General features: G+C 69.3%; 13 protein-coding genes. 10 read left to right on the top strand and 3 right to left on the bottom strand.

The genetic code is table 11. From position 1 onward, the window contains the following. Positions 1-27: 27 nt before the first annotated feature. Positions 28-2,775, bottom strand: a complete 2,748-nt coding sequence (aceE, locus tag J2X68_RS01400) for a pyruvate dehydrogenase (acetyl-transferring), homodimeric type (RefSeq protein ID WP_310430536.1) — start codon at positions 2,773-2,775, stop codon at positions 28-30. A gap of 448 nt (positions 2,776-3,223) precedes the next feature. Here aceE and J2X68_RS01395 point away from each other — a divergent pair, with 448 nt between their 5' ends. The 6 genes from J2X68_RS01395 (at position 3,224) to J2X68_RS01370 (ending at position 7,684) form a co-directional block, all read left to right on the top strand. Continuing rightward, positions 3,224-3,661, top strand: a complete 438-nt coding sequence (locus tag J2X68_RS01395) for a DUF3052 domain-containing protein (RefSeq protein ID WP_020126915.1) — start codon at positions 3,224-3,226, stop codon at positions 3,659-3,661. 144 nt (positions 3,662-3,805) lie between these two features. Further along, positions 3,806-4,264: a peroxiredoxin gene (locus J2X68_RS01390; RefSeq protein ID WP_310430535.1), complete on the top strand. Its 459-nt coding sequence runs from the start codon at positions 3,806-3,808 to the stop codon at positions 4,262-4,264. A gap of 112 nt (positions 4,265-4,376) precedes the next feature. Next, complete coding sequence (locus J2X68_RS01385) at positions 4,377-4,952, top strand: calcium homeostasis/redox stress adaptation protein (protein ID WP_020126913.1); 576 nt, start codon at positions 4,377-4,379, stop codon at positions 4,950-4,952. Positions 4,953-5,071: 119 nt separating this feature from the next. Continuing rightward, entirely contained in the window at positions 5,072-5,647 is a 576-nt protein-coding gene (locus tag J2X68_RS01380) for a TerD family protein (RefSeq protein WP_020126912.1), read from the top strand. Between the two features lie 49 nt (positions 5,648-5,696). Continuing rightward, on the top strand, positions 5,697-6,845 hold the full coding sequence (locus tag J2X68_RS01375; RefSeq protein WP_310430534.1) for a DUF475 domain-containing protein: 1,149 nt from the start codon (positions 5,697-5,699) through the stop codon (positions 6,843-6,845). A gap of 101 nt (positions 6,846-6,946) precedes the next feature. Next, on the top strand, positions 6,947-7,684 hold the full coding sequence (locus J2X68_RS01370; RefSeq protein ID WP_310430533.1) for a Tellurium resistance: 738 nt from the start codon (positions 6,947-6,949) through the stop codon (positions 7,682-7,684). 19 nt (positions 7,685-7,703) lie between these two features. Here the strand turns inward: J2X68_RS01370 and J2X68_RS01365 are convergent, their stop codons facing one another. Then, the gene (locus J2X68_RS01365; RefSeq protein WP_310430532.1) at positions 7,704-8,444 is read right to left on the bottom strand and encodes a TerD family protein; all 741 of its coding nucleotides are present in this window, start codon (positions 8,442-8,444) and stop codon (positions 7,704-7,706) included. 176 nt (positions 8,445-8,620) lie between these two features. Between J2X68_RS01365 and J2X68_RS01360 the strand changes: the two genes are divergently transcribed. Genes J2X68_RS01360 through J2X68_RS01350 form a run of 3 tightly spaced genes read left to right on the top strand, consistent with a single transcriptional unit; the run spans position 8,621 to position 13,151 of the window. After that, entirely contained in the window at positions 8,621-9,796 is a 1,176-nt protein-coding gene (locus J2X68_RS01360) for an HpcH/HpaI aldolase/citrate lyase family protein (protein ID WP_310430531.1), read from the top strand. A 26-nt stretch (positions 9,797-9,822) separates the two neighbouring features. Further along, entirely contained in the window at positions 9,823-12,351 is a 2,529-nt protein-coding gene (locus tag J2X68_RS01355; protein ID WP_310430530.1) for a phosphoribosyltransferase, read from the top strand. Then, on the top strand, positions 12,351-13,151 hold the full coding sequence (locus J2X68_RS01350) for an HAD family hydrolase (protein ID WP_310430529.1): 801 nt from the start codon (positions 12,351-12,353) through the stop codon (positions 13,149-13,151). Before J2X68_RS01355 ends, J2X68_RS01350 begins: the two co-directional genes overlap by 1 nt. An 18-nt stretch (positions 13,152-13,169) precedes the next feature. Here the strand turns inward: J2X68_RS01350 and J2X68_RS01345 are convergent, their stop codons facing one another. After that, entirely contained in the window at positions 13,170-13,391 is a 222-nt protein-coding gene (locus tag J2X68_RS01345) for a zinc ribbon domain-containing protein (RefSeq protein WP_310430528.1), read from the bottom strand. Between the two features lie 285 nt (positions 13,392-13,676). Between J2X68_RS01345 and J2X68_RS01340 the strand changes: the two genes are divergently transcribed. After that, the gene (locus J2X68_RS01340) at positions 13,677-15,887 is read left to right on the top strand and encodes a transglycosylase domain-containing protein (protein WP_310430893.1); all 2,211 of its coding nucleotides are present in this window, start codon (positions 13,677-13,679) and stop codon (positions 15,885-15,887) included. The last annotated feature ends 16 nt before the right edge of the window (positions 15,888-15,903 follow it).

The following is a 15,903-nucleotide window of genomic DNA, read 5'->3' as shown; positions in this document are numbered from 1 at the left end:
TCCACCACCCCTGCGTGCGCCCCGGTGCTACGCGTCGCCTCCGGCCGCCCCGGGGTCGGCCGCCGAGACGTCCAGCAGCTGGTACCGGTCGACGGCCTGCTTCAGCAGCGACCGGTCGACCTTGCCCTCCTTGGCCAGCTCGGTCAGCACCCCCACGACGATCGACTGGGCGTCGATGTGGAAGAAGCGGCGGGCCGCTCCCCGGGTGTCCGCGAAGCCGAAGCCGTCCGCGCCCAGCGACTGGTACGTGCCCGGCACCCAGCGCGCGATCTGGTCGGGAACCGACCGCATCCAGTCCGAGACGGCCACGAACGGTCCCTCGGCCCCGGCCAGCTTGCGGGTCACGTACGGCACCCGCTGCTCCTCCTCCGGGTGCAGCAGGTTGTGCCGCTCGACCTCGACGGCCTCGCGCCGCAGCTCGTTCCAGGAGGTCGCGGACCAGACGTCCGCCTTGACGTTCCAGTCCTCGGCGAGGATCCTCTGCGCCTCGACGGCCCAGGGGACGGCCACGCCGGAGGCGAGGATCTGCGCCGGGATCGAACCCGAGGTGCCCGCGCTGAAGCGGTACACGCCCTTGAGGATGCCCTCGACGTCCACGCCGTCCGGCTCGGCCGGGTGCTGGATCGGCTCGTTGTAGACGGTCAGGTAGTAGAAGACGTCCTCACCGTGCGGGTGCTCGGCGGAACCGCCGTACATCCGGCGCAGACCGTCCCGCACGATGTGCGCGATCTCGAAACCGAAGGCCGGGTCGTAGGCGACGCAGCCGGGGTTCGTCGAGGCGAGCAGCTGCGAGTGGCCGTCCGCGTGCTGGAGGCCTTCACCGGTCAGGGTCGTACGCCCGGCGGTCGCGCCCAGTACGAAACCGCGCGCCAGCTGGTCCGACATCTGCCAGAACTGGTCGCCGGTGCGCTGGAAACCGAACATCGAGTAGAAGACGTACACCGGGATCAGCGGCTCGCCGTGCGTGGCGTACGCCGAGCCCGCCGCGATCAGGGACGCCGTGCAGCCGGCCTCCGAGATGCCGTCGTGCAGCATCTGCCCGGTCGGCGACTCCTTGTAGGCGAGCAGCAGATCCCGGTCCACCGCCTCGTACTGCTGGCCGAGCGGGTTGTAGATCTTCGCGCTCGGGAAGAAGGAGTCCATGCCGAACGTGCGGTACTCGTCCGGCGCGATCAGCACGAAGCGCTTGCCCAGCTCCTTGTCCCGCATGAGGTCCTTGAGGAGCCGCACAAAGGCCATGGTCGTCGCGATGGACTGCTGGCCGGAGCCCTTCTTCACACTCGCGTACGCCTTGTCGTCCGGCAGTGCGAGCGGCTTCGAGCGCACGACACGGGTCGGGACGTAACCGCCGAGGCCCTTGCGGCGGTCGTGCATGTACTGGATCTCCTCCGAGTTCCGGCCGGGGTGGAAGTACGGCGGGAGGCCGCCCTCCAGCTCCTTGTCGGAGATCGGCAGGTGCAGCCGGTCACGGAAGCCCTTGAGGTCGGAGACCGTCAGCTTCTTCATCTGGTGGGTGGCGTTGCGGCCCTCGAAGTTCGGCCCCAGCGTCCAGCCCTTGACCGTCTTGGCGAGGATGACCGTCGGCTGGCCGGTGTGCTCCACGGCCGCCTTGAACGCCGCGTAGATCTTGCGGTGGTCGTGACCGCCGCGGCCCAGGTGCAGGATCTGGTCGTCGGTCATGCCCTCGACCATGGCGCGCAGCCGCTGGTCGTCGCCGAAGAAGTGGTCGCGGATGTAGGCGCCGGACTCGGTGGCGTAGGTCTGGAACTGGCCGTCCGGCGTCGTGTTCATCCTGTTGACGAGGGTGCCGTCGCGGTCCTGGGCGAGCAGCGGGTCCCAGGAGCGGTCCCAGATCAGCTTGATCACGTTCCAGCCGGCGCCCCGGAAGACCGACTCCAGCTCCTGGATGACCTTGCCGTTGCCGCGAACCGGGCCGTCCAGCCGCTGGAGGTTGCAGTTGACGACGAAGGTCAGGTTGTCCAGGCCCTCACGCGCGGCGATGGTCAGCTGGCCGAGCGACTCCGGCTCGTCCATCTCGCCGTCGCCGAGGAACGCCCACACATGCGACTTCGACGTGTCGGCGATCCCGCGCGCGTGCATGTAGCGGTTCATCCGCGCCTGGTAGATCGCGCCGATCGGGCCGAGGCCCATCGACACGGTCGGGAACTCCCAGAAGTCCGGCATCAGGCGCGGGTGCGGGTACGAGGACAGCCCGTGCGGCGCCTTCGACTTCTCCTGGCGGAACGCGTCCAGGTTCTCCTCGCTCAGCCGGTCCAGCAGGAACGCGCGCGCGTAGATGCCCGGGGAGGCGTGCCCCTGGAAGAAGACCTGGTCGCCGCCGTCGCCCTCGTCCTTGCCGCGGAAGAAGTGGTTGAAGCCGACGTCGTAGAGGGACGCCGAGGAGGCGAAGGTGGCGATGTGCCCGCCCACCCCGATGCCCGGCCGCTGGGCCCTGGACACCATCACGGCCGCGTTCCAGCGGGTCGCGTTGAGGATCCGGCGCTCGATCTCCTCGTTGCCCGGGAAGAAGGGCTCGGCCCTGGTGGGGATGGTGTTGACGTAGTCCGTGCTGCGCATCTCGGGTACGGCCACGCGCTTCTCGCGGGCCCGTTCGATCAGCCGGAGCATCAGATAGCGGGCCCGCTCCCGGCCGCGCTCGTCGATCGCGGCGTCGAGGGAGTCGAGCCACTCCTGGGTTTCCTCGGGGTCGAAGTCAGGAACCTGACTCGGAAGGCCGCCAATGATGATCGGGTTGCGATCGGATCCGGAAGCCACGCTGTTCCTTACCTGTCAGAGGGCTGTGTGGGGCTGTGGGGGACGCTGTTTCTCGTTCGTGCCTCGCGGGTGCCTCGCGGGGCGTCCCGCTCACTCTCCAGTGCCTGCACCGCCCCCATCGTGTACCTAGGGGCCGCAAACGTCATCTCTACCCCGAGGTAACCGGCACTCGTTCGAATCTCGTACCCTTGGATGGTTCTCAAATGCGCAAACAGGGCAGATAGGTGTGGTGTACGTCACCATCCGTCCGAATCGTGTGCCTGCAGTTGCGTCGACACGGCCAGGATCGTCACCGTTTCGGCGGTCCGAACCGCCGGGTACTTGCGCGATCCGCCCCGCCCGTGTGGACTACGGCCAATGCTTCGCGCACGCGCGTGGCTGAGTTTCCCCCCACGCCCTGGACGGGCCCGGGGGCACCCCCATCCGAATCATGATCAGGAGGCAACCCGTGAGCGCGACCGCGGACCACGCGGAGGAGCGGACCAGCCCTGCCGTCAGGCTGGGTTTCCAGCCCGAGCAGGTGGTCCAGGAGATCGGCTACGACGACGACGTCGACCAGGAGCTCCGCGAGTCCATTGAGGAAGTCATCGGCAGCGATCTGGTGGACGAGGACTACGACGACGTCGCCGACGCCGTGGTGCTCTGGTTCCGCGACGATGACGGAGACCTGACGGATGCGCTGGTGGACGCCACCACGTACATCGAAGAAGGCGGGTCGATCCTCCTCCTGACGCCGAAGACCGGCCGTACGGGATACGTGGAGCCGAGCGACATCTCCGAAGCCTCGACGACTGCGGGTCTGTCGGCCAGCAAGAGCGTCAGCGTGGGCAAGGACTGGAGTGGCAGCCGGCTGGTGACGCCCAAGGCCGCGAAGTCCAAGAAGTGATGTCCAGGGAGTGACGTCCGAAGAAGTGATCTGAAGTGACGCCGGGCGGGCCGAGTCCTCGTGCTCTGCCCGTCCGGCGGCCTTCGGCGTTCGCTGCGTAGGGTGGACTCACCCAGACAGCCTCACCGAAGGGACAATCAGGCGATGGCGATCCAGGTCGGCGACAAGGCCCCCGACTTCGAGCTCAAGGACAACCACGGCCGCGCCGTGAAGCTCTCCGACTTCCACGGGAGCAAGAACGTCGTCCTGCTCTTCTATCCCTTCGCCTTCACCGGCGTGTGCACGGGCGAGCTGTGCGAGGTGCGCGACAACCTGCCCAGGTTCGCCGACCGGGACACCCAGGTGCTCGCCGTCTCGAACGACTCCATCCACACCCTGCGCGTCTTCGCCGAGCAGGAGGGCCTGGAATACCCGCTGCTCAGCGACTTCTGGCCGCACGGCGAGGTCAGCCGCGCCTACGGCGTCTTCGCCGAGGACAAGGGCTGCGCGGTGCGCGGCACCTTCGTCATCGACAAGCAGGGCCTGGTGCGCTGGACCGTCGTCAACGCGCTGCCGGACGCCCGCGACCTCGGGGAGTACGTCGCCGCGCTCGACACCCTGTGATTCTTCGGGTCCAGGGCCTGCGTGGGGCGGGAACCCGTCACTAGGATCGACTCGTTGATCCGATATCCGACGCACCAGGGGCTCCCCGCCCCAGGACACCAATGGAGGACTTGTGGGAGTCAGCCTCAGCAAGGGCGGCAACGTATCGCTGACCAAGGAGGCCCCGGGCCTGACCGCGGTCATCGTCGGTCTGGGGTGGGACGTCCGCACCACGACCGGCACCGACTTCGACCTGGACGCCAGCGCGCTGCTGCTGGACAGCTCCGGCAAGGTCGGCAGCGACGCCAACTTCGTCTTCTTCAACAACCTCAAGAGCCCCGACGGCTCCGTCGAGCACACCGGTGACAACACCACCGGTGAGGGCGAGGGCGACGACGAGGCGATCAAGGTCAACCTCGCCGGCGTCCCGGCCGACATCGAGAAGATCGTCTTCCCGGTGTCGATCTACGACGCGGAGAACCGGCAGCAGTCCTTCGGTCAGGTCCGCAACGCGTTCATCCGCGTCGTGAACCAGGCCGGCGGCGCCGAGATCGCCCGCTACGACCTCAGCGAGGACGCGTCGACCGAGACCGCGATGGTCTTCGGCGAGCTGTACCGGCACGGTGCGGAGTGGAAGTTCCGCGCCATCGGACAGGGCTACGCCTCGGGTCTGCGCGGTATCGCGCAGGACTTCGGCGTCAACGTCTGAGCCACCCGCAGGACCCGAAGGTCCGACCGTCCGGCGCCGCACCGTTTACGGGCGGCGCCGGACGCGCAGGACAACCCATGAGGAAGCACTGAGCACCACCTAGGGGAGGACCAGCAATCATGGGCGTCACGCTCGCCAAGGGAGGCAATGTCTCCCTGTCCAAGGCCGCGCCGAACCTCACTCAGGTGATGATCGGACTCGGCTGGGACGCGCGCTCCACCACCGGAGCCCCCTTCGACCTCGACGCCAGTGCGCTGCTGTGCAACAGCGGGCGGGTGATGGGGGACGAGTGGTTCGTCTTCTACAACCAGCTCAAGAGCCCGGACGGCTCGGTGGAGCACACCGGCGACAACCTGACCGGTGAGGGCGAGGGCGACGACGAGTCGCTCCTGGTGGACCTCTCCAAGGTGCCACCCCAGTGCGACAAGATCGTCTTCCCGGTCTCCATCCACATGGCCGACGAGCGGGGCCAGACCTTCGGCCAGGTCTCCAACGCCTTCATCCGGGTCGTCAACCAGGCCGACGGGCAGGAGCTCGCCCGCTACGACCTGAGCGAGGACGCCAGCACGGAGACCGCGATGATCTTCGGTGAGCTCTATCGCTACCAGGGCGAATGGAAGTTCAGGGCCGTGGGGCAGGGGTACGCGTCGGGGCTGCGGGGCATCGCTCTAGACTTCGGAGTCAACGTTTCGTAAAGCCGAGTACGGCGCGGGGGAGACCCGTACATACACGATTGGGTAGCCAGTGCTTCTGAAAACCTTCGGCTGGTCGTTCGCGGTCACCGCGCTCGGCCTGGTCGCAGCGGTCTTCTACGGGGGGTGGGAGGCCTTCGGCATCGTGGCGATCCTCTCCATCCTCGAGATCTCGCTGTCCTTCGACAATGCGGTGGTCAACGCCGGAATCCTGAAGAAGATGAGTGCCTTCTGGCAGAAAATCTTCCTCACGGTGGGTGTCCTCATCGCCGTCTTCGGCATGCGGCTGGTCTTCCCCGTCGTGATCGTCGCCATCAGCGCCAAGATCGGCCCGATCGACGCCGTCGATCTCGCGCTCAACGACAAGGACCAGTACCAGCAACTGGTCACCGACGCTCACCCGTCGATCGCCGCCTTCGGTGGCATGTTCCTGCTGATGATCTTCCTGGACTTCATCTTCGAGGACCGCGACATCCAGTGGCTGCGCTGGATCGAGCGGCCCCTGGCCAAGCTCGGCAAGGTCGACATGCTGTCGGTCTGCATCGCGCTGATCGTCCTGCTGATCAGCTCCTTCACCTTCGCCGCCCACGCCCACCAGCACGGCGGCGCGCACGCCGACAAGGCGGAGACGGTGCTGATCTCCGGCATCGCCGGTCTGATCACGTACATGGTCGTCGGCGGGCTCTCCGGCTACTTCGAGGACAAGCTCGAGGAAGAGGAGGAACGCGAGCACGAGGAGGAGGAAGAGGCCGCGCGCACCGGCAAGAAGCGGTCGCCCGTCGTCCTGGCCGGCCAGGCCGCGTTCTTCATGTTCCTGTACCTCGAGGTCCTCGACGCGTCCTTCTCCTTCGACGGCGTGATCGGCGCCTTCGCCATCACCAACGACATCGTGCTGATGGCGCTGGGTCTGGGCATCGGCGCGATGTACGTCCGTTCGCTGACCGTGTACCTGGTCCGCCAGGGCACCCTCGACGACTACGTCTACCTGGAGCACGGCGCCCACTACGCGATCGGCGCCCTCGCCGTGATCCTCATGGTCACCATCCAGTACCAGATCAACGAGGTCATCACCGGCCTCGTCGGTGTCGTCCTGATCGGGTGGTCCTTCTGGTCCTCCGTGCGCCGCAACCGCGCATTGGCGGCGGCCGAGGGAAAAGCACAGGGCTCGGACGAGAAGACTGAGGTCTCGTCCGGGGTGTGATCACCTTTCGAGCGAGGAACGCTCTGAGCGGGGCGGCCGGTGAGGGACGAGTCCTCCACCGGCCGCCCCGCCGGTTTTCATCAGTGGACGTGGGGGCGGGAATGGGCATCTTCGACGGGCTGCTGGGCAGCCGGGCCGCCGACTTCGACTCGGGCAACGCGGCCACCAACGCGATCGAACTGACCAAGCGGCACCATCAGGTCTCCCTGACCCGGCAGGGGGCCGCCACCGGCAACCTGCGCGTCAACCTGACCTGGCGGATGCGGACGTCCGACATCGGCGGACCGCAGCGGGAGAGCCTGCTGCGCCACCCCTTCAAGGCGCTGCGGCCGCCGGAGGTCGTCGGCCACAGCCAGAGCATGGTGAACGTCGACCTCGACCTCGGCTGCCTGTACGAGCTGGCCGACGGGACGAAGGGCGTCGTGCAGCCGCTGGGCGGCCTGCTGGGGGACGTGAACGCGGCTCCGTACGTGAAGCTCAGCGGGGACGACCGGTTCGGGTCGGCGTCCGGCGAGACGATGTACGTCAACCTCGACCACCGGGAGCAGATCAAGCGGCTGCTCGTCTTCGTCTACATCTACGACCAGACGCCGGCGTTCGACCGTACGCACGCGATCGTCACGCTGTACCCCAGCAACGGGCCGCGGATCGAGATAGGCCTCGACGAACGGCACCCGCAGGCCCGCTCCTGCGCGGTGGTGATGATCGAGAACGTGAAGGACGAGCTCATGGTGCGCCGCGAGGTGCGGTTCGTGTACGGCTTCCAGGCGGAGCTGGACCGGCTGTACGGCTGGGGCCTGCAATGGGGCCGGGGCTACAAGACGAAGGCCGAGAAGTAGCGCCCGGGTCCCCGGCGGCTCACCGCCCGACGAACTGGGGACCCTGCGGCGGGAGCCGGAAGGTGCCGTCCGGATAACCGTAGCCGTAGGTCGGCAGGCTGGCCGGGTAGCCGTACGCCGGCTGCGGCTGGGGGACGGCCGAGGCCGGCTGCTCGGGCGGCAGGGGCTGGGAGAGGCTGGGCGTCCGGGGGGCCGGTTCGGGGGCCGCCGACGCCTCCTCCGACTCGTCCACCGAGATGCCGAAGTCGGTGGCCAGGCCCTTGAGACCGTTGGAGTAGCCCTCGCCGAGGGCGCGGAACTTCCAGCCCTCGCCGCGCCGGTACAGCTCGCCGCAGATCAGCGCCGTCTCCTCGCCCGTCTCGGGGCGGATGTCGAACGTGGCCAGCGGCTCGCCGTCGGCCGCCGCGTCGTACAGCACGATGCTGAGGGAACGTACGCGGTCGAACGTCACGCCGTCCGCCGAAGCGACCAGCAGAATCTGGCCGACGCCGGACTCGACACCCGACAGATCCGTCTGGATGGTGTCCGTGAGGCCCTCGGCGACGCGCTTCTTGCCGAGCCGCCACACCTTCCCGGAAGGGTGCCGGGGCTGGTTGTAGAAGACGAAGTCCTCGTCGGAGCGCACACGGCCGTCGAGGCCGAGGAGCAGCGCCGAGGCGTCGACGTCCGGAACCCCCTGCCCGGGGGTCCAGCGCAGCACGGCGCGTACCGTGGTGGCTTCCAGCGGGACGTTCGACCCCTTCAGCATCGCGTGCGTCATGCGGTCATCCTGCCTTCTCGGGCCTGCTCACGACAACGCGGGGTACACGGCAAGTCTCATCCGCGAGTTACCTGAAATTCATGCCGGGTGGGAACCTCTGACACGGATCCCTACGTACTATTACCGGCCACCTCATACCGAATCCACAGGCTCACCTTGCACCACGGGGGAGATTTATGCGTCATTTCGGGCACCTCGCCCCTGAGGTGCGACAGCGCCTCTTCTACCGGGAGCCGTGCGTCTTCGACACGGACTCCCCGGCCAGGCTGCTCTCCGCGGCCCTGGGCGCCACGCTGTACAGCCCGGCCACCCGGCCCCGGCTGGCGGACGACATCGTCAAGCAGGCGGGGCGCGGCGTGGTGTCGATGGTGCTGTGCCTGGAGGACTCCATCGGCGACGAGGACGTCGAGGCCGGCGAGGAGAACCTGGTCCGGCAGTTCGCCGACCTGGCCCGGCGCCGGGACGCGGAGGGCACGGAGCTGCCGCTGCTCTTCATCCGGGTGCGGACGCCCGAGCAGATCCCCGACCTGGTCCGGCGGCTCGGGGCCACCGTGGAGCTGCTGAGCGGGTTCGTCTTCCCGAAGTTCACCGAGGAGCGGGGCATCCCCTTCCTGGAGGCGCTGGCGGGCGCCGAGACGGCGAGCGGGCGGCGGCTGTTCGGCATGCCCGTCCTGGAGACGCCCGAGCTGATGTACCGCGAGTCGCGGGTGGACGCCCTGGAGGGCATCGCCCGCGCCGTCGACAAGTACCGCAGCCGGGTCCTCGCGCTGCGCCTCGGCGTGACCGACTTCTGCTCCTCGTACGGGCTGCGCAGAGCGCCCGACATGACCGCGTACGACGTCCAGATCGTCGCCTCGGTGATCGCCGACGTGGTGAACATGCTGGGCCGGGCCGACGGCACCGGGTTCACGGTGACCGGGCCCGTGTGGGAGTACTTCCGGGTCCCCGAGCGCATGTTCAAGCCGATGTTGCGGCACAGTCCCTTCCTGGAGGGGCAGGCCGTCGAGCTGCGCGAGAGACTGATCGAGCACGCGATGGACGGGCTGCTGCGCGAGATCTCCCTGGATCACGCCAACGGCCTGCTGGGCAAGACCTGCATCCACCCTTCGCACGTGCCGGCCGTGCACGCGCTGTCCGTCGTCAGTCACGAGGAGTACAGCGACGCGGTGGACATCCTGCGGCCGGAACGCGGCGGCGGAGGTGTGCTGCGGTCGCAGTACACGAACAAGATGAACGAGGTGAAGCCGCACCGCGCCTGGGCCGAGCGCACCATGCTCCGCGCCGAGGTCTTCGGTGTCGCGCACGAGGACGTCAGCTTCGTCGACCTGCTCGCCGCCGGAATACCCGGCTGAAGAACCACCTCACTCACAAGGGACGCATGAACAACGCAGTGAACAACGGGGACGACGGGATCTGGTCCGGGACGTGGGTCGCCGAGCGGCTCGGTGTCGAGCTCGTGGGCGACGACGCGCTGACCGGGCTGCTGGGGCTGGCCCTGCGCCGCAACCCCAAGCGGGCGCACCTGCTGGTCTCCAACGTGCTGGGCAAGCACGTCCCGCAGTCGCCCTCCGTGGTGCACGGCCACGGGCTCGCCCTGGGCCGCCGGGTCCGTGAGCTGCTGGGCCCCGAGGAATCGGCCGAGGCGGTCGTCCTGGGCTACGCGGAGACCGCCACCGGCCTCGGCCACTCGGTCGCCGACGGCCTCGGCACCGCCCCCTATCTGCACTCCACCCGGCGCCCGGTCGCCGGGGTGGCCCAGGCGGGCGGCTTCGAGGAGTCCCACTCGCACGCGACCTCGCACCTGCTCCTGCCGGAGGACCCGGCGCTGCTGGTCGGGGACGGGCCGCTGGTCCTGGTCGACGACGAGTTCTCGACCGGCAACACCGTCCTGAACACCGTCCGGGCCCTGCACGAGCGCTATCCGAGGCGGCGGTACGTCGTCGTCGCCCTCGTCGACATGCGGTCGGCGGCGGACGCGGGCCGCCTGGACGACTTCGCGCGCGAGATCGGCGCCCGCGTCGACCTGGTCACCACCGCGACGGGGACGGTACGCCTGCCGGAGGGCGTGCTGGAGAAGGGCCAGGAACTGGTCGCCCGCCACGAGGCCGGGAGCGCCGCGGCGGCCGGCCGGTCGTCCGCGGCCTCCGGCGACGCCCGCCCGGACGAGGACCGCACCGGTCCGACGCGGCCCCCCGGCCGTACGACCCGCGTCGACCTGCACTGGCCTCGCGGCCTCCCCGACGGCGGCCGGCACGGGTTCACGCCCGGGCACCGGGCCCGGCTGGAGGCGGCCCTCCCCGCCATGGCCGCCCGCCTCGCCGAGGCGATACCCGAGGACGCCTCGCGCGTCCTCGTCCTCGGTTTCGAAGAGCTGATGTACGCGCCGCTCCGGCTGGCCCGTGAGCTGGAGCAGGTGGTGGCCGCCGAGGTGCGCAGCTCGACCACCACCCGCTCACCCGTCCTCGCGGTCGACGACCCGGGCTACGCGATACGCAGCCGCATCGTTTTCCCCGCGCACGACGACCCGGCCGACGGCCCCGGCGAGCGTTTTGCCTATAACGTCGCGGGCGGTGGGTTCGACGCCGTCGTCGCCGTCGTGGACTCCGTGGCCGACACCCGGGAGCTGCACGCTCCCGGCGGTCTGCTGTCCCAGCTCGCCGCGCACACCCCGCACGTCGTCCTCGCGGTCGTGCCGTCGTACGTCCCCGAGCCGCTGTACGCAGCCGCCTTGTCGGAAGAGAGACCCGCCATGCTGCCCGAGCCCCTCCGCGGCCCCGCCTTCTCCTCGTACCCGCCCGAGGAGGTCGGCTGGCTGCTCCAGGACCTCTCGGACGTGACGCTGGAGGCGCCGACCGAGGAGCGGGAGGAGGCCATCCAGAGCGGCGGCGCGCACTACGCCGAGTCGCTGCCCGTCGAGTACCAGCCCAGCGAGCAGTACCAGGAGCTGTTCCACGCGGCGCTGGAGACGTCCGCGGCGCGCATCGCGCAGGCCGTGGGCGTGGTCACGGAGACGGTGATCGCCGAGCGCTCCCCCCGGCCGGTGCTCGTCTCGCTCGCCCGGGCCGGCACCCCGGTCGGTGTGCTGATGCGCCGCTGGGCGCAGTTCCGGCACGGCCTCGACCTGCCGCACTACGCGGTGTCGATCGTGCGCGGCCGGGGCATCGACGCCAACGCCCTGCGCTGGCTGGCCGCCCACCACGACCCGCGTGACGTGGTCTTCGTCGACGGCTGGACCGGCAAGGGCGCGATCACCAGGGAACTGGCCGCGGCGATCGAGGAGTTCGAGGCGGGCGGCGGCGCGGCCGGCTTCGACGCGGAGATCGCGGTGCTGGCCGACCCGGGTTCGTGCGTGCGGACGTACGGCACCCGCGACGACTTCCTGATCCCGTCCGCCTGCCTCAACTCCACCGTCTCGGGGCTCATCTCGCGGACCGTGCTGCGGGCCGACCTGGTCGGGCCGGACGACTTCCACGGCGCGAAGTTCTACCGCGAACTCGCCGGCACCGACGTCTCGGTGGCCTTCCTGGACGCCGTCGCCGCCCGCTTCCCCGAGGTCGCCGACGCGGTCGGCGACGCGGTGAAGGAGCTGCTGGCCAGTGACCGCACGCCGAGCTGGGAGGGCTGGGCCGCGGTCGAGCGGATCAGCGAGGAGTACGGCATCCACGACGTGAACCTGGTCAAGCCCGGGGTCGGCGAGACCACCCGGGTGCTGCTGCGGCGGGTGCCGTGGAAGATCCTGGCGCGGGCCGGGGCGGGCGCCGACCTCGACCACGTCCGGCTGCTCGCCGGACAGCGCGGGGTGCCCGTCGAGGAGGTCGACGACCTGCCGTACACCTGCGTGGGGCTGATCCACCCGCAGTTCACCCGGGGCGCGACCGGCGCCGACGGCAAGGCGGTGACGGTCTGATGCCGGTTCTGGTGGCGAGCGATCTCGACCGTACGCTCATCTACTCGGCGGCCGCCCTGGCGCTGACCATGCCGGACGCGCGGGCGCCGCGGCTGCTCTGCGTGGAGGTGCACGAGGCCAGGCCGCTGTCGTTCATGACGGAGACGTCGGCACAGCTGCTGACCGACCTCGGCGACCGGGCCGTGTTCGTGCCGACGACCACGCGGACGCGCAAGCAGTACCAGCGCATCAACCTGCCGGGCCCCGCGCCGAAGTACGCGATCTGCGCGAACGGCGGCCATCTGCTGGTCGACGGCGCGACGGACCAGGACTGGCACGCGGGCGTGCTGGCCCGGCTGGCCGAGGAGTGCGCGCCGCTGGCCGAGGTGGAGGAGTACCTGGCCAAGACGGCCGACCCGTTGTGGCTGCGCAAGCAGCGGGTGGCCGAGGACCTGTTCGCCTATCTCGTCGTGGAGCGCGAGCTGCTGCCCGAGGAGTGGGTGAAGGAGCTCGCGGTCTGGGCGGAGAACCGCGGCTGGACGGTGTCGCTCCAGGGCCGCAAGATCTACGCCGTGCCGAAGCCGCTGACCAAGAGCGCGGCCGTGCGCGAGGTGGCCCGCCGCACCGGCGCCGATCTGACGCTGGCGGCGGGCGACTCGCTGCTCGACGCCGATCTGCTGCTGGCCGCCGACCGGGGCTGGCGCCCCGGGCACGGCGAGCTGGCCGACGCCGCCTGGACGGCCCCGGCGATCACCGCCCTGCCCGAGCGGGGCGTGCTGGCCGGGGAGCGCATCCTGCGGGAGTTCCTGAAGAACTCCTGAGGAATCCGGCGGACGGCATCAGCCGCAGCAACCGCCGCCGCAGCATCCACCGCCGCCTCCGCCGCCCGCTCCGGGCGCGGGGGCGGCGGACTTCGTGCCGCCCACGGCCACCGTGGAGAGCAATTTCACGGTGTCGTCGTGGCCCGCGGGGCAGTCGGCGGGGTCGGCGGACTGCGCCATCGGGCGGCTCAGTTCGAAGGTGTCGCCGCAGGTCCGGCAGCGGTACTCATAGCGAGGCATGGCGTCAGACTAAGCCCCTATGCTCGGAGGTGGTGTCAGCAGTTCCGGCTCTGTTCACTTCTGTCGATTTCTTCTGTGGAGAATTTGCGAAGAGCGCTGGTAATTTGAGAGCGCCGCGTTGAACTCCAAGGTCGGGAGGGTTCAAGGTTTGCGGCCGCGTCAACGGCAACCATGTCAGGCCCTCGTCAGTCTGTACGTCTGCCTGCGAGCAATACGGAGTGCGGAGGGAGACGCGTCGTGACTCAGGCGGGGCAGGGGGAGGAGCCCCAGGAGCCGGATGCCACCATGCAGTTGAAGGTCCCTGCCTCCTTCCAGGCGGACGAGACCATGCAGCTGCGGGTATCGGATATTCCGGCTGTGCCGGACATGTCCGAGGGTGGGAGCGAAGACGGAGGGAAACAGCGTTCGTCAAAGAATCGACGAAAAGCGCCTCGCCCTTCCCTTTTTGTCCGAATTACTTCTTTTCTGGGCCCCCGACTCGCCCCCCTTGTCGCCGTACTGGCCCCCTATGTGGCTCGTGTCACGCCCTACGCCCGCAAACTGCGCCCGCAGTACCCGCGCCCGGGCCGCACCGACTGGCGGCGCTGGATACCCTCCTGGCGGCAGTGGCTCGGTGGCGTCCTGACGTCCATAGGCCTGAGCAGCATGCTCCTGGTCGTCGCCTACGCGGCCACCGACATCCCGGACAACATCAACTCGTACGCCACCCAGCAGGACAACGTGTACTTCTGGGCCGACGGGACCCCGATGGCCCGCACCGGCTGGGTGCAGCGGCAGGCGATGCCGCTGAAGGACATCCCCGAGGATGTCCGCTGGGCGGTGCTGGCCGCCGAGAACGCCAGCTTCTACAGCGACCCCGGCATCTCCTTCAAGGGCATAAGCCGCGCCCTGTTCCGCACCCTCGGCCAGGGCGACACCCAGGGTGGCTCCACGATCACCCAGCAGTACGTCAAGAACGTCTACCTGAACCAGAACCAGACGGTCAGCCGCAAATTCACCGAGGCCATGATCGCCCTCAAGCTCGACAACCAGATGAGCAAGGACGACATCCTCGAGGGCTACCTCAACACCAGCTGGTTCGGCCGCGGCACCTACGGCATCCAGCGCGCCGCCCAGGCCTACTACGGCAAGGACGTCGGCGAACTCAACGCCAGCGAGGCCGCCTTCCTCGCCTCTCTGCTCAAGGGCGCGGGCCTGTACGACCCGACCCTGAACTCGGCCAACCGCGCCCGGGCCGTGGAGCGCTGGTCGTGGACCCTGGACCGGATGGTCGACATCGGCAAGCTGTCGAAGACCGAGCGCGCCAAGTACACGAAATTCCCCGAGCCGCTCAAGTCCAACCCGCTGTACGACACCGGTGAGCAGAGCGACTACCTGGTGGAGCTCGCCTCCCAGTACGCCAAGAAGGCCGGGAAGATCTCCGACAAGGACTTCGACCTCGGCGGCTACCAGATCTACACGACCTTCGACAAGAAGCGCGAGACCCAGCTCACCGACGCCGTCACCAAGGCCCGCAAGGACGCCCTGAAGGACGACCCCGAGAACGCGAAGACCGCCCACTACGGCGCCTCCTCGGTGGCCTCCGACGGGCGGATCCTCGCCGTCTACGGCGGCCCCGACCACCGTACGCAGGGCTACAACGAGTCCAACGCCACCACCGTCTCGGCCGGCAGCGCGTTCCTGCCCTTCGTGTACGCCGCCGGCCTGGAGAACGGCATCCACAAGACCCGCGACGGGGACACCACGCCGGTCACCGGGGAGACGCTGTACGACGGCGACGACAAGGTGCCGGTGAAGACGCCCGAGGGGCCCTACTGGGACCGCAGCGGCAAGGTGGTGGCCGCGAAGAACGACGACGGCGAGTCGTACGGGCAGATCTCCCTGCACCGCGCGATGGAGCTGTCGGTGAACACGCCCTTCATGCAGCTCGGCATGGACACCGGCCTCGACGTGGTGCGCAGCACCGCCGAGAAGTCCGGGCTGCTCTCCTCCAGCATCGGGGCGCAGGTGCCCGCGCTGTCGATGGGCAGCTCCACGCCCAGCGCGATCCGCATGGCGAGCGGCTACTCGACCTTCGCGGCGGGCGGCAAGCACACCGAGCCGTACTCGGTGCGCCTGATCACCAAGAACGGCACCAAGGTCGTCCTGGACACCCCGGCCACCGAACGCGCCTTCGGCGCCGACGTGGCCGAGGAGGTCAACTCCGCGCTCGCGGACTCCTTCCGCACCGCCCACCCGGACGACGTGCCCGCCTCGCAGCAGGGGACCGCCCGCACCGGCTCGCTCGGCCGGGTGGCCGGCAAGGCCGGCACCACCCAGGACGACACCGCGGCCTGGTACGTCGGCACGGCCAAGGCCGTGTCCACGGCGGTCGTCGTCTACCGCATCGACCTCGGCAAGAGCCTCCAACCGCTCCCACTGAAGGGCATCGCCGGCACGACCGACGACAGCGTTCCCTACGGCATCTGGTCAGGTGCCATGAGCCCGCTCGGCTGACCACCGACACGGGCAC

It is taken from the genome of Streptomyces sp. 3330 (assembly GCF_031456635.1).
Classification (GTDB): Bacteria; Actinomycetota; Actinomycetes; order Streptomycetales; family Streptomycetaceae; genus Streptomyces.
Note: the sequence above shows the minus strand (reverse complement) of the source record. Positions and strands in the feature narration are given on the sequence as shown.

What these genes read in the sequence shown, in the direction of transcription:
- J2X68_RS01380 (WP_020126912.1), top strand. Translation starts at nt 5,072, where the DNA reads ATGGGCGTCACGCTCGCCAAGGGAGGCAATGTCTCCCTGTCCAAGGCC.
- J2X68_RS01345 (WP_310430528.1), bottom strand. Translation starts at nt 13,391, where the DNA reads ATGCCTCGCTATGAGTACCGCTGCCGGACCTGCGGCGACACCTTCGAA.
- J2X68_RS01360 (WP_310430531.1), top strand. Translation starts at nt 8,621, where the DNA reads ATGCGTCATTTCGGGCACCTCGCCCCTGAGGTGCGACAGCGCCTCTTC.
- J2X68_RS01390 (WP_310430535.1), top strand. Translation starts at nt 3,806, where the DNA reads ATGGCGATCCAGGTCGGCGACAAGGCCCCCGACTTCGAGCTCAAGGAC.
- J2X68_RS01340 (WP_310430893.1), top strand. Translation starts at nt 13,677, where the DNA reads ATGCAGTTGAAGGTCCCTGCCTCCTTCCAGGCGGACGAGACCATGCAG.
- J2X68_RS01350 (WP_310430529.1), top strand. Translation starts at nt 12,351, where the DNA reads ATGCCGGTTCTGGTGGCGAGCGATCTCGACCGTACGCTCATCTACTCG.
- J2X68_RS01365 (WP_310430532.1), bottom strand. Translation starts at nt 8,444, where the DNA reads ATGACGCACGCGATGCTGAAGGGGTCGAACGTCCCGCTGGAAGCCACC.
- J2X68_RS01355 (WP_310430530.1), top strand. Translation starts at nt 9,823, where the DNA reads ATGAACAACGCAGTGAACAACGGGGACGACGGGATCTGGTCCGGGACG.
- J2X68_RS01370 (WP_310430533.1), top strand. Translation starts at nt 6,947, where the DNA reads ATGGGCATCTTCGACGGGCTGCTGGGCAGCCGGGCCGCCGACTTCGAC.